The following is a 14,188-nucleotide window of genomic DNA, read 5'->3' as shown; positions in this document are numbered from 1 at the left end:
AGGATAAGTTGAAAAAATATTCAAAAATCTTTTTATATAAAAGTGGAATGCAGTTGTATTAGGTGTTGAAGTTATTTGGAAGCGCTAACATATATATGAGAGGAAAATGAATCTTTTGTAAGAAAAAAGATTTATATGTAGAAAAAAGAGAGGCATTCTGGAAAGAATGGTCTCTCTTTTTTTGATAAGTATAATATTTGTACTTAAGCTTGCTTTTGTTTTGTTGACCCTGTATTTAAAGTAAGGGCAAGGAAGAACATTGCAAGTATGCAAGATGCAAGTAATAAGATGAATCCGCCATCCCATCCGAATGCATCTACGATAAAGCCCATAGCGGCACTAGCGAAAGCAGCTCCGCCTAAGTAACCGAAGAATCCAGTTAAGCCTGCTGCAGTTCCAGCAGCTTTCTTTGGTGCTAAGTCTAGAGCGTGTAGACCAATTAACATAACCGGTCCGTAAATTAAAAATCCAATTGCGACAAGTGCGATACTATCAACCATTGGATTACCAGGAGGGTTTAACCAGTAAACAAGAACTGCGATAAATACACCAACCATAAATAAAATACCAGCAGGTGCACGACGTCCTTTAAATAGTTTATCACTCATCCATCCGCAAAGAAGTGTACCTGGAATACCAGCCCATTCATATAGAGCGTAAGCAGTACGTGAGCTACTATGAGTAAAGCTTTTTTCTTCTACTAAATAAGTAGGAGCCCAGTCTACAACGCCGTAACGTACGAAATATACGAAAACGTTCGCAATAGCGATGTACCATAAAAACTTATTGTTTAGTACGTATTTAAATAAAATTTCTTTTGCCGAAAGTTCGCGTTCGCGATCTTTTATTTTCTCATCTGGTGGATATTCTCCAGTATGCTCTTCAATAGAAGGTAGTCCACAAGATTGAGGCGTATCTTTCATCGTAATTAATACATAAATACCAACTAAAATTGAAAGAATACCTGGGAAGTAAAAAATACTTTTCCAGTCATTTGCAAAGAAGTATAAGCCTAATGTTACAAGAGAAGGCATAAGCGCGCCGCCGACATTATGAGCGACGTTCCAAATAGACATTTTTGTACCACGTTCGCTAATAGAGAACCAGTGAACCATCGTACGACCACAAGGAGGCCAGCCCATACCTTGTACCCATCCATTTAAAAACTGAAGTACAAACATAAGTATAATGCTCGTTGTAATGAAAGAAAATGAGCCGAAAATAATATTAATGATACCTGATAAAAATAGCCCAGCTGCTAAAAAGTAGCGAGGATTACAACGATCGGATACGATACCCATCAAGAATTTACTTAATCCGTAAGCGATAGATACTGCTGAAAGGATAACCCCAAGTTCCCCTTTACTAAAGCCTTGTTCGATTAAGTATGGCATTGCTAGTGAAAAGTTTTTTCGAACAAAGTAGTAACCTGCATAACCGATGAAGATACCTAAGAATACTTGTAAACGTAATTTACGGTATTCGCTATCAACGCGATCAGCTGGTAAGCGTTCCGCGTGGGGCGCAGGTTTAAATAATTGTGTGAAAAACATAAAATGAAAATCCTCCCCTAATTAATTCGAAGCGTTTTAAGACAGAGAATATAAAAAGGCCATGAAATATAAAAAAGTTTCCTTTTTTATGATTCATAGCCGTGTACTCCGTTTCTCCGTGACTGTCAATATTAACTTCGTCGAAAATTATACAACTTTGTGACAAAAATGTAAACGTTTTTATGAATAAAAGTATTGACGGATTTTGTTCGCGGGATTAATATTTAAATACGTTAAATATTTTATTGTTTAAATAAGAGGTGGATAACATGCCAAATGATATGACGCATATCGATAAAATTCAAGCTCTTGCCTTTTCGATTGGAAAGAAAATGCAGACGGAGTTATTAGAACAAATGCAAGCAACAGGACTTACACCACCGCAGTTTTATATTTTAAAGATTTTAGATCATTATGGGGCTTCAAGAGCGACAACATTAGCAAAAAAGATGTATGTGAAGCCTAGCGCGATTACAGTGATGATTGATCGTCTAATCGATCAAGAACTTGTAGAACGCTATCACGACAAAGATGACCGTCGTGTTGTCATCATCGAGTTAACGAAAAAGGGGAAAGCTAGAGTAGAAGAGGCAATGACAGCTCGCAACGAGCATATTGCAAAATACTTTTCACATTTAGAGTTGCAAGAAAGAGAAGATTTATTACGTCTCTTTGAGAAGTTAGCAACCATTATTTGCGGGACACAAGAGAAAAAAGAGAATAACTAAGAGGAATTGAGGAGATTACATGGAGCAACAAGAAAATCAAAATAGAAAGTTGTTGTTAATCGGTTTAGTAATCGCGATGCTATTTGCTGCATTAGATGGAACAATTGTTGGTACAGCAATGCCACGTATCGTCGGTGACCTAGGCGGATTAAGTTTAATGACATGGTTAACGACAGCTTATATGTTAACATCAACGACAGTTGTACCAATTGCAGGTAAATTAGCGGATTTACTTGGTCGTCGTAACGTATATATAACAGGGCTAGTTATTTTCATGATTGGTTCGGCGTTATGTGGTATGGCGAATGGTATGACAGAATTAATTATTTTCCGTGGTATTCAAGGTCTTGGTGGCGGTATTATGATGCCAATGGCTATGATTATTATTGGAGATATGTTCACGGGAAAAGAACGTGCGAAATGGCAAGGTATTTTTGGTGCGTTATACGGTCTTGCTTCTGTAATTGGACCGCAAGTTGGTGGTTGGATTGTAGATGCAGTGAACTGGAGATGGGTATTCTACATTAACTTACCGGTTGGTATTTTAGCAACAATCTTTATTGCAATGGGATTAAAATCACATAAACAAACAGGACCAATTAAAATTGATATCGCTGGAATCTTTACAATGATTCTAGGTGTTGTAAGTTTATTACTTGCGCTAACGTTTGGCGGAAAAGATTATGCATGGGATTCTTGGCAAATTATCGGTTTATTCGCACTAGCTGTAATTGGTATCGTTAGCTTTGTTATTGTTGAAACGAAAGCTGAAGAGCCGATTTTACCAATGCATTTCTTTAAAAATCGCACATTTACAATACTGAATGCGATTGGATTCTTTATGAGTATTGGAATGTTCGGCGCGATTATGTTCGTACCATTCTTCATGCAAGGTATTGTAGGAGTAAGTGCTGCTGAATCAGGAACAATTATGACTCCAATGATGATTACAATGATTGTAATGAGTATTATCGGTGGGCAACTTGTATTAAAAGTTGGTGTAAAACCACAAATTATCGCAGGTATGCTTATTATGGCCGGTGGTTTTTGGTTATTAACAACGATGGATATGCACACAACGAAGCTTACAGCTACTTCTTATATGATGGTTATCGGTTTAGGAATGGGTCTTGTAATGCCGACATTAACATTAGCGTTACAAGAAAGCTTCCCGAAAAAAGACCTTGGTGTCGTAACGTCATCAAGTCAGTTCTTCCGTCAAATTGGTGGAACATTTGGTATTACAATTTTAGGATCAATTATGAATAACACTTCAGGTACAACGTTAACAAATAAATTAGTACCTGTATTAGATACATTCCCGAAAGAAGCGGGACAAATGGTAACGAAATTTAAAGATATGATTCACACAGATCCACAAGGTTTATATTCGATGCTATTTAGCCCAGAGGCATTAAAACAAATGCCAGAAGCGTTTGCTAACAGCATTGTACCTATTTTGAAAAACTCTTTAGTAGACTCGCTTCATACTGTATTCTTAACAGGATTAGTATTTATCGTAGTAGGTGCCATCTTTACGATTTTCTTACAAAAAATTAAACTATCAGATCGTAAAAAAGATGCTGAAGAGCCTGCTGTAGAAGAAAAAGAAAAAACTGTATCATACTCGTAATGAAGAAGCATCGCCTTATGGCGGTGCTTTTTTGAGTATAACCTTAAAAGCTTTTTAGTGAGAAATGATTGACGTATTTTTAGAAATACGTTATATTATTTTCTGTAAACGGTTACATGAAATGAGGAGAAAAGAGAATGAGTACGATTAAAGACGTTGCGAAATTAGCGGGAGTATCTGTTGCGACCGTTTCCAGAGTTTTAAATAAAAATGGATATGTTCACGAAGATACATTAAAAAAGGTAGAGCGTGCAATTGAGATGTTAGATTATAAGCCTAGTACAGTAGCGCGTTCACTGTATAATAAAAAGTCTCGTTTAATTGGCTTAGTTGTTCCAAATATCGTGAATCCGTTCTTTCCAGAAGTTGCACGTGCCGTAGAAGATGTAGCACATAAACAAGGTTACACAGTTGTCCTTTGTAACTCTGATGAAAGTTTAGAAAAAGAGAAACAATACATTGATGTACTTAGACAAAATAATGTAGATGGATTTATTGTAGCAACAAATCCACAAAATAGTGTTAATTACATGAATTTATCTGTCCCGGTTGTTGCGATTGACCGTATGTTTAATGAGCGTATTCCTACTGTATATGCAGATAACTATACAGGAAGTCAGGCTGCGACAAAGCTGTTACTAGATAAAGGATGTAAACATATTGCACATATTCGCGGTCCACGTGATGTGAGTACTGCAAATGAACGTTTTGAAGGTTTTGTAGACGTTATTACGCAAAATAACCTTTCGTATATGATTGCGGAGAGTACGTTTGAGCCAGCAAATAGTGAGCGTGTAGCGATGGAATTATTAGAAGAATACCCGCATATTGATGGTATTGTTGCTGGGAATGATTTAATTGCGATTGGTATTGTAAAGGCTGCACTTCAAAAGGGGATTGCCATTCCAGATGATTTACAAATTATCGGATTTGATGGAATTTCTTTAACAGAAATGATGTATCCATCTATTACAACAGTTGCACAACCGATATATGAAATGGGGAAAATTGCAACAGAGTTGTTATTAGAGCAAATGGAAGGAAATACATTAGAAGAGAAACACTATCGTTTGCCGATTGAAATTATAGAACGAAATACAACGAAGTAAGGAGATGAAACAGATGCCAAATATTGCAGTAGTAGGAAGCATTTCAATGGACTTAGTGGCTGTTTCAAAAAAACGGCCGAAAGCAGGAGAAACAGTAATTGGTGAAGCGTTTCATACAATCCCAGGAGGGAAAGGGGCAAACCAAGCAGTTGCTGCAGCTAGGTTAGGAGCAAATGTAGCAATGGTTGGAGCGGTAGGAAATGATGATTATGGAACAGTAGTTAGAAAAAATTTAGAGAACGAACGCATTTTTATCGATTATGTGGTACCGGTTACAGATAGAACGACAGGAATTGCTCATATCGTTTTAGCAGAAGAAGATAACAGTATTGTTGTCGTACAAGGGGCAAATGCTCTTGTAAATAAGTCAGTTGTAGATCGCTCCAAAGACCTTCTTGTAAAAGCGGATATGGTTGTTCTTCAACTAGAAATTCCACTTGAAACAGTAAAATATGTATTGGCTATTTGTGAGGAACATAATATTCCTGTTATGTTGAATCCAGCGCCAGCACAAGTTTTATCAGAAGAAATTTTAGAAAAAGCAACTTATATTACGCCAAATGAACATGAGTGCCGCATCGTATTAGATGATTTTACATCACCAATTGAAGATTTATTGGCGAAGTATCCAAATAAATTATTGATGACAGAAGGTTCTAACGGTGTTCGTTTCCATAATGGCACGGAGATTGTACATGTTCCTAGCATTGCTGTTGATGTAGTGGATACAACTGGAGCTGGTGATACATTTAATGGTGCGTTAGCAGTTGCACTTTCTGAAGGAGAGACACTTCAAAAAGCAATTCGTTTCGCGAATATTGCCGGTGGTCTTTCTGTAACGAAACTTGGAGCACAGGGCGGTATGCCAACGAGAGATCGAGTACGTGAAGTGCAGGTGATTGTTGGATGAAAAAGCATGGTGTATTAAACAGTGAAATCGCGGCAGTCCTTGCTTCACTTGGGCATACAGATACGGTTGTAATTGCTGATTGCGGGTTACCGATTCCGGATGGAGTAAAACGAATTGATTTAGCTGTTGAGATTGGAAAACCGAGTTTTTTAGAGGTGTTACAAGTTGTAGCCGATGATATGGCAATCGAAAAAGTGACGTTAGCAGAAGAAGTCATTATAAATAATGCGGAAGTAAATAAAGAGATCGAGCAAAAATTAATAGAGCCAGCATTTGAGTATGTATCTCATGAACAATTTAAAGAGCATACAAAGAAAGCGAAGGCGATTATTCGTACAGGCGAGGCTACGCCTTATGCAAATGTAATTTTACATGCAGGCGTGATTTTTTAATAAAGGGAAGTGATGGGAATGCATATTGAAATGAAAAACATTTCAAAGGCGTTCAATGGCAATCCTGTTTTGAAGAATGCACAGTTTATGATTGAAACAGGAGAAGTCCATGCATTGATGGGGGAAAATGGAGCGGGTAAATCAACGCTCATGAAGATTTTAACAGGTGTATACAAAAAAGATGGTGGGACAATCACGATTGATGGGCAAGAGCGCACCTTTAAAAATGCGAAAGAAGCTGAAGAGTACGGCATCGCATTTATACATCAAGAACTAAACATATTGCCGAATTTAACAGTAGCTGAAAATATGTTTCTTGGTAAAGAGTTAATGTATGGGAAAACAGGTATTTTACGCACTCGACAAATGAACGCGATTGCGCAGCAGCAACTAGCAGAGCTAGGATTGCATGTAAGAGGTGCTATGTTAGCAGAGGAACTATCGGTTGGACAACAGCAAATTATTGAAATTGCGAAAGCGTTAATGACAAACGCGAGCGTTATTATTATGGATGAACCTACTGCGGCACTGACGGATCGTGAAATCGAAACGCTCTTTACAGTAATCAATAAGTTACGTAAAGAAGGTGTTTCATTCGTGTATATTTCGCATCGTATGGAAGAGATTTTCTCAATATGTGATGCCATTACGATTTTGCGTGATGGAGAATACGTTGGAAAGAGATTAATTCCAGAAACATCATTTGATGAAGTAGTGAGTATGATGGTGGGGCGCAGCATTGGTGAACGTTACCCAGAGCGAAATAGTCAAATCGGTGATGTCATTTTTGAAATGCGTAACGGAACGAAGAAAGGGAAATTTGAAAATGTTTCGTTTCAAGTGAGGAAAGGTGAAATCCTTGGTGTAGCTGGTTTGATGGGGGCTGGTCGCACTGATATTATGAAAGCGATATTTGGTTATGAACCTTTAGATTCTGGACAAATTTTTATAAATGGACAAGAAGTAAAGATTGATAGTCCGATAGATGCAATTAGACAAAGAATTGCTTTCATTACAGAAGATAGAAAGTCTGAAGGATTAGTGTTAGATTTTTCAATTCGAGAAAATTTAGCTTTACCGAATTTAGAAAGTCTTTCAAAGGGAAGTGTTCTAAGCAACGAGCTAGAACAACAGTTTACAGAGGATATGATGAAGCTTCTTAATGTGAAAGCATCTAGCGGAGAGCAGGCAGTGAAATCTCTTTCTGGTGGAAATCAGCAAAAGATTGTAATCGCAAAATGGCTAGGCATTCATCCGCAATTACTCATTTTAGATGAGCCAACAAGAGGTGTCGATGTTGGAGCGAAAAAAGAAATTTACTCTATCATGAATAAGCTTACTGAGCAAGGCGATGCCGTTATTATGGTATCATCTGAGCTTCCGGAAGTTTTAGGAATGAGTGATCGAGTTCTTGTTATTCATGAAGGAAAAGTCGGCGGCATTTTAGGGAAAGATGAGGCATCACAAGAGTCTATTATGGCACTAGCTACAGGGGGAGAGTAAGGATGGCTAAGAAGGGGAATGTATTACAACAACTCGGTTCTTTAATCGGTTTAGTATTAATTATCGTCGTAATTACAGCTTTAAATCCAGCGTTCATTGAAATTCCAAATTTATTTAATATACTGCGTCAAGTATCGATTAATGCGCTTATTGCATTCGGAATGACCTTTGTAATTTTAACAGGGGGTATTGACTTATCGGTAGGTTCTATTTTAGCATTATCAAGTGCACTTGTTGCTGGAATGATGGCAAGTGGCATGGATCCGTTCCTTGCAATGGCAGTTGGACTATTAGCAGGTCTTGTAATGGGAATTGTAAACGGTATCATCATTGCGAAAGGAAAAGTAGCTCCATTTATTGCAACTTTAGCAACAATGACTATTTTTCGTGGGTTGACGCTTGTTTATATGGACGGACGTCCGATCACTGGTCTTGGTGATCATTTAATGTTCCAAATGTTTGGCCGCGGTTATTTTCTTGGTATTCCGGTACCAGCTGTTACAATGATGATCGCTTTCGCAGTACTGTACTTCATTTTGAAGAAAACGACATTTGGCCGTCGTACATTTGCAATTGGTGGAAATGAAGAAGCAGCAGCACTATCAGGTATTAATGTTACGAGAATTAAAGTAATGATTTACGGTCTTTCCGGAATTTTGGCAGCGCTTGCAGGTATTGTCTTAACATCACGACTAGATTCTGCACAGCCGACTGCAGGTACTTCTTACGAATTAGATGCAATTGCAGCAGTTGTATTAGGTGGAACAAGTCTTTCTGGGGGAAGAGGATGGATTGTTGGTACATTCATCGGTGTACTAATTATCGGTGTACTAAATAACGGTTTAAATTTATTAGGTGTATCTTCTTTCTTCCAACAAGTTGTAAAAGGACTTGTAATCTTACTAGCTGTATTAATTGATCGCCGAAAAGAAGCGTAATGGAGGGACAGTTCATGAAGAAATGGTTACTTATACTCGTTGCATGTATTATGGTCATTACTGCTGGTTGTTCAATGGAACCACCAGAATGGGCAAAGGATTCTAGCGATAAAGGTCGAAATAAAACTATTAAAGTTGGATTCTCTGTTTCAACTTTAAATAATCCCTTCTTTGTAACTTTGAAAAAGGGTGCAGAAAAGAAAGCGAAAGATAGCGGCATCGAATTGATTGCTGTTGATGCGCAAAATGATGCAGCGAAGCAAACGAACGATGTTGAAGATTTAATTCAAAAGGGTGTCGATGTAGTTGTTATTAATCCGACCGATTCAGATGCTGTTGCTTCAGCGGTAAGTGCGGCAAATGCAGCAAATGTTCCTGTTATTACAGTAGATCGCGTTGCGAATTCAGGTAAGGTTGTTTCTCACATTGCATCTAATAATATCGAAGGTGGTCAAATGGCTAGTGATTACATTCGTGAATTAGTCGGCGAAGGAGCAAACGTTGCTGAGTTAGAAGGAATCCCTGGATCGTCTGCTGCTCGTGAACGTGGGAAAGGATTCCATAACGTAGCCGATAAGTCTTTAAAAGTAGTTGCCAAACAAGCGGCTGATTTTGATAGAGCGAAAGGATTATCTGTTATGGAAAACATTTTGCAAGCAAATGGTGATATTAAAGCCGTGTTTGCGCATAACGACGAGATGGCATTAGGTGCACTTGAAGCATTGAAGTCTGCTGGAAAAACAGATGTAGTAGTTGTTGGATTTGATGCAACAGAAGATGCTGTGAAAGCGGTTAACGATGGGCGTATGGCTGCAACAGTCGCTCAAAAACCGGAATTAATCGGAGAGAAGGCGATGCAAACAGCAAAAGAGATAACACAAGGTAAAAAAGTGGACAAATCTATTCCGATTGAATTAGAGCTTATTAAGAAAAATAAATAAATATAAAATGAAAATTAGGAAGGAAGAATAACAAATGAAATTTTTTATTGATACAGCAAACATTAACGAAATTAAAGAGGCAAATGCATTAGGCGTAGTAGCTGGAGTAACGACAAACCCATCACTTGTAGCAAAAGAAGGCGTAGATTTCCATGAGCGTATTCGTGAAATTTGCAGCTTTATAGAAGGACCTGTAAGTGCAGAAGTAATTAGCTTAGAAGCTGATAAAATGATTGAAGAAGGAAAAGAATTAGCGAAGATTGCTCCAAACGTTGTTGTAAAAGTTCCAATGACAACAGAAGGTTTAAAAGCAGTAAAAGCATTCTCAGATTTAGGAATTCGTACAAACGTTACATTAGTATTCTCAGCAGTTCAAGCATTACTTGCAGCTCGCGCTGGTGCAACATATGTTTCACCATTCTTAGGTCGTTTAGATGATATCGGTCATAACGGTATGGATTTAATTCGTCAAATCGCAGAAATCTTTGCAATTCATGGCATCGAAACAGAAATCATTGCAGCATCTGTACGTCACAGCGTTCACGTAACTGACGCAGCATTAAACGGTGCACATATTGCAACAATCCCAGCAAACGTAATTGCTTCATTAGTGAAGCACCCATTAACAGATCAAGGAATTGAGAAATTCTTAGTTGATTGGGAAAAAACACAAGAGAAATAATAGAAAATCAAGAATCCTAGTTTAATTGACTAGGATTCTTTTTTATTTAAAAGAATTTTCATGCAATTTTGCATATTGTCTTTTAAATTTGTTATATAAGATATTTAATATATATCACATAACTCTTTATTTTTCATATTTCGATATAAAGTGAAACTTTAATCAGTGCGGGCTTTGTTCATCAGCACACTGATTATTAGTTGAACCAAGGGATAAACAGATAGAGGGTCTGACCAGAAAACTGGAGGGCATGATTCTATAACAGAAAGTTTAATGTTTATAGAATTATGTCTTTTTATATAGGGAGGGTAGTAAACAGAGATTTCGACAAAAACGCACCGATTTATCTGAATTTTAAGTTTTATAAAAGGAGAGAAATGGAATGAGAAGAAAAGCCCCATTTAAAGTGTTGTCATCATTAGCAATTGCAGCAATTATCGGATGCACATCTGTAATGAGTGCGCCGTTAGCATATGCAGAAACGCCAGCAAAAGAGAAAGAGAATGTGTCTACAACGCCAATTGATTACAATTTAATTCAAGAAGATCGTTTAGCGGAAGCTTTGAAAGAAAGAGGAACAATTAATCCAGCATCTTCTAAAGAAGAGACGAAAAAGGCTGTCGAGCAATATATTGAAAAGAAACAAGGAGATCAGGCGAACAAAGAAATTCTTCCAGATGCTCACTCACAAGAAACGTCTGATTTCACAAAAAAAGTAAAAGAGAAAAAGATGGAAGAAAAGGAAAATGTAAAAAAGACTGAAAAAAATATTAATCTTGAGCAAAAGCCAGAACCAAATAAAAAGCAATTAAATGGGCAAGTTCCAACTTCAAAAGCAAAGCAAGCTCCATATAAAGGATCTGTTCGATCGGATAAAGTATTAGTGCTACTCGTTGAATTTAGTGATTATAAACATAATAATATTGATCAAACACCAGGTTATATGTATTCGAAAGACTTTAGTAGAGAACATTATCAAAAGATGTTGTTCGGTAAGGAGCCTTATACATTATTTGATGGTTCAAAAGTAAAAACGTTTAAACAATACTATGAAGAGCAGTCTGGTGGTAGTTATACGACAGACGGATATGTAACGGAGTGGCTAACAGTTCCAGGAAAAGCATCTGATTATGGAGCTGATGGTAGCAGTGGTCACGATAATAAAGGTCCGAAAGGTGCACGTGATTTAGTGAAAGAAGCTTTGCATGCAGCTGCTGAGAGAGGACTAGATTTATCTCAGTTTGATCAGTTTGATAGATATGATACAAACGGGGATGGGAATCAAAATGAACCTGACGGTGTAATTGATCATTTAATGGTAATCCATGCTGGTGTTGGTCAAGAAGCAGGTGGTGGTAAATTAGGTGATGATGCGATCTGGTCACATCGTTCAAAATTAGCAGTAGATCCAGTAGCGATTGAAGGTACAAAATCAAAAGTAGATTACTTTGGTGGAAAAGTAGCAGCACATGATTACACAATTGAACCAGAAGATGGAGCTGTAGGTGTGTTTGCGCATGAATTTGGACATGATCTTGGATTACCAGATGAATATGACACGAAATATACTGGAAATGGTTCACCTGTCGAAGCTTGGTCGTTAATGAGTGGAGGTAGTTGGACAGGAAAAATCGCAGGAACGGAGCCGACAAGTTTTTCACCACAAAATAAAGACTTCTTACAAAAGAATATGGGTGGCAACTGGGCAAAAATATTAGAAGTAGATTACGATAAAATTAAGAGTGGTGTGGGAGTTCCTACCTATATTGATCAAAGTGTTACGAAATCAAATCGTCCAGGCGTTGTACGTGTTAACTTACCAGGTAAAAGTGTTGAAACGATTAAACCGGAGTTTGGAAAGCATGCATATTATAGTACAAGAGGCGATGATATGCATACAACGTTAGAGACACCTTTCTTTGATTTAACAAAAGGAACAAATGCAAAATTCGATTATAAAGCAAATTATGAGTTAGAAGCAGAGTGCGATTTCGTCGAAGTACATGCAGTAACAGAAGATGGAACGAAGACGTTAATTGATAGACTTGGAGAAAAAGTAGTCCAAGGAGATAAAGATACAACAGATGGGAAATGGATTGATAAATCATATGATTTAAGTCAATTTAAAGGCAAAAAAGTGAAACTACAATTAGACTATATTACAGATCCGGCTGTAACATATAAAGGTTTTGCGATGGACAATGTAAATGTAACTGTTGATGGACAAGTTGTATTTTCTGATGATGCAGAAGGACAGTCTAAAATGAATTTAAATGGTTTTGTTGTTTCTGATGGGACAGAGAAGAAAGCTCATTATTACTACTTAGAGTGGAGAAACTATGCGGGATCAGATAATGGTTTAAAAGCAGGAAAAGGTCCAGTGTATAATACAGGTCTTGTCGTTTGGTATGCAGATGATAGTTTCAAAGATAACTGGGTTGGGGTGCATCCAGGTGAAGGATTCCTTGGTGTTGTAGATTCTCATCCAGAAGCGCTAGTTGGTAATTTAAACGGAAAACCAGCATATGGTAATACGGGCATGCAAATTGCAGATGCTGCATTTTCATTTGATAAAACACCAGCATGGAGTGTAAATTCATTAACACGTGGTCAGTTTAACTATTCTGGATTACAAGGTGTTACAACTTTTGATGATTCAAAAGTATATAGTAACAAGCAAATTGCAGATGCAGGAAGAAAAGTTCCAAACCTTGGACTTAAATTCCAAGTTGTTGGACAGGCAGAAGATAAATCGGCAGGCGCTGTTTGGATTAAACGTTAATAACATAAAAGCACATTCTTCATATGAAGAGTGTGCTTTTTAATTTGTACAGTAAGTTATTATTTTAGTTTATGTAATACAAGTGTTTATTCATGTGTAGTGTATCAAATTATGTGGGGAAAGGAAATATTTCCGAGGAAATTGTCGAAGTATCGTCGGTATTTATAAACTTTCTTTTTAAAAGAAGCGATGTATTATTGCCTTTACGGCTCAATTTATTTACATTGTTATTTGGTTATACACAAAAGTAATATATTGGGCAAAAAAGAATTCTATTCAATAGGGCTCTTTTTATAGATAGAAAGGAGTAAGCGATAAATGAAAGAAGTTATTGAATGTCCACAGTGTGAAGGGGATATTACTGTACAGCATATTATTGATCTCCCGCATCCTTTTTCATTAAGGTGTCCACATTGTAAGGTGAAGTTGAAAGAAATCAGGGTAACACCATGTTTAATATTAGCGATGATTTGTATAATTCCATTGTTTATTATTATTGGAGAGAGTATTAAGGAATTACTAGTAAAATATTTTTCTATTGTAGACAATGTACCAACTGTACTTATTTTCTTTTTATTTTGTTATCCATTGTATTATTTCTATGAAAAATATAATGCTATATTGTTTATTAAATATGGTTTGCTGAAAGTTAAAAGTTAAATTGAATAGGAGATTATCATTATGCTTTGGAAAATATATTTAGTTATTGTAGCAATGTTAGCTATTATTTCGTTAGTAAGGGGTATGTTTCAAACACCAATTCAAAAGTTTGACTTTGTAGTATCTATTATTACGTGGATAGGGCTTTTTGGTTTTGTATTTGATATACAAATATTAACCTCAATTGTTTGGAAATGTATCTTCTTGTTTAGTGTCATTTGGACTTTAACTGCAGTTTTTGTTTTTCGTTTATATGAAGAGCGAGATGAGCCATTACCTTTTATATTTAAATTAATTGGCATTATTCCAACGCTTCCATTATATTACGGATTATATCAATATGCATTTTAAAAAAGA

Annotated in this window: 13 protein-coding genes; 12 read left to right on the top strand and 1 reads right to left on the bottom strand. The window is 36.8% G+C overall.

The window, feature by feature from the left end; translation table 11 throughout:
• Positions 1-203 precede the first annotated feature (203 nt).
• On the bottom strand, positions 204-1,553 hold the full coding sequence (gene glpT, locus AC1Q8M_RS25280) for a glycerol-3-phosphate transporter (protein ID WP_000466388.1): 1,350 nt from the start codon (positions 1,551-1,553) through the stop codon (positions 204-206).
• Positions 1,554-1,822: 269 nt separating this feature from the next.
• On the opposite strand from glpT, the gene AC1Q8M_RS25275 reads away from it, so the two are divergent.
• The 12 genes from AC1Q8M_RS25275 to AC1Q8M_RS25220 all read left to right on the top strand — a co-directional run bounded on the left by AC1Q8M_RS25275 (position 1,823) and on the right by AC1Q8M_RS25220 (position 14,182).
• Positions 1,823-2,281 carry a MarR family winged helix-turn-helix transcriptional regulator gene (locus tag AC1Q8M_RS25275; protein WP_098855743.1) on the top strand — a complete coding sequence of 153 codons (459 nt, stop codon included), beginning with the start codon at positions 1,823-1,825 and terminating at the stop codon, positions 2,279-2,281.
• A gap of 19 nt (positions 2,282-2,300) precedes the next feature.
• Entirely contained in the window at positions 2,301-3,914 is a 1,614-nt protein-coding gene (locus AC1Q8M_RS25270) for an MDR family MFS transporter (RefSeq protein ID WP_000437647.1), read from the top strand.
• 137 nt (positions 3,915-4,051) lie between these two features.
• Positions 4,052-5,023, top strand: coding sequence for a ribose operon transcriptional repressor RbsR (gene rbsR, locus AC1Q8M_RS25265; RefSeq protein ID WP_000104054.1), 972 nt, complete (start codon positions 4,052-4,054; stop codon positions 5,021-5,023).
• A 13-nt stretch (positions 5,024-5,036) separates the two neighbouring features.
• Complete coding sequence (gene rbsK / locus AC1Q8M_RS25260; protein ID WP_001132865.1) at positions 5,037-5,933, top strand: ribokinase; 897 nt, start codon at positions 5,037-5,039, stop codon at positions 5,931-5,933.
• Positions 5,930-6,325, top strand: coding sequence for a D-ribose pyranase (rbsD, locus tag AC1Q8M_RS25255; RefSeq protein ID WP_000716151.1), 396 nt, complete (start codon positions 5,930-5,932; stop codon positions 6,323-6,325). The genes rbsK and rbsD overlap by 4 nt, the downstream gene beginning before the upstream one ends.
• An 18-nt stretch (positions 6,326-6,343) precedes the next feature.
• Positions 6,344-7,828 carry a ribose ABC transporter ATP-binding protein RbsA gene (rbsA, locus tag AC1Q8M_RS25250; protein WP_002163845.1) on the top strand — a complete coding sequence of 495 codons (1,485 nt, stop codon included), beginning with the start codon at positions 6,344-6,346 and terminating at the stop codon, positions 7,826-7,828.
• A gap of 2 nt (positions 7,829-7,830) precedes the next feature.
• Positions 7,831-8,766 (top strand): ABC transporter permease subunit, encoded by a 936-nt coding sequence (locus AC1Q8M_RS25245; RefSeq protein ID WP_001074641.1) that lies wholly within the window; start codon positions 7,831-7,833, stop codon positions 8,764-8,766.
• Between the two features lie 14 nt (positions 8,767-8,780).
• Positions 8,781-9,707 (top strand): ribose ABC transporter substrate-binding protein RbsB, encoded by a 927-nt coding sequence (gene rbsB, locus AC1Q8M_RS25240; protein WP_000758975.1) that lies wholly within the window; start codon positions 8,781-8,783, stop codon positions 9,705-9,707.
• 34 nt (positions 9,708-9,741) lie between these two features.
• The gene (gene fsa, locus AC1Q8M_RS25235; protein WP_098855741.1) at positions 9,742-10,389 is read left to right on the top strand and encodes a fructose-6-phosphate aldolase; all 648 of its coding nucleotides are present in this window, start codon (positions 9,742-9,744) and stop codon (positions 10,387-10,389) included.
• 382 nt (positions 10,390-10,771) lie between these two features.
• Positions 10,772-13,171, top strand: a complete 2,400-nt coding sequence (gene inhA2, locus AC1Q8M_RS25230; protein WP_098365810.1) for a M6 family metalloprotease immune inhibitor InhA2 — start codon at positions 10,772-10,774, stop codon at positions 13,169-13,171.
• Positions 13,172-13,489: 318 nt separating this feature from the next.
• Positions 13,490-13,831, top strand: coding sequence for a hypothetical protein (locus tag AC1Q8M_RS25225; protein WP_000665754.1), 342 nt, complete (start codon positions 13,490-13,492; stop codon positions 13,829-13,831).
• 21 nt (positions 13,832-13,852) lie between these two features.
• Complete coding sequence (locus tag AC1Q8M_RS25220) at positions 13,853-14,182, top strand: hypothetical protein (protein WP_000964465.1); 330 nt, start codon at positions 13,853-13,855, stop codon at positions 14,180-14,182.
• The last annotated feature ends 6 nt before the right edge of the window (positions 14,183-14,188 follow it).

The sequence above is a fragment of the Bacillus sp. GW823-FHT06A10 genome (genome assembly GCF_058795375.1).
This window is presented reverse-complemented; position numbering and strand designations above follow the sequence as displayed.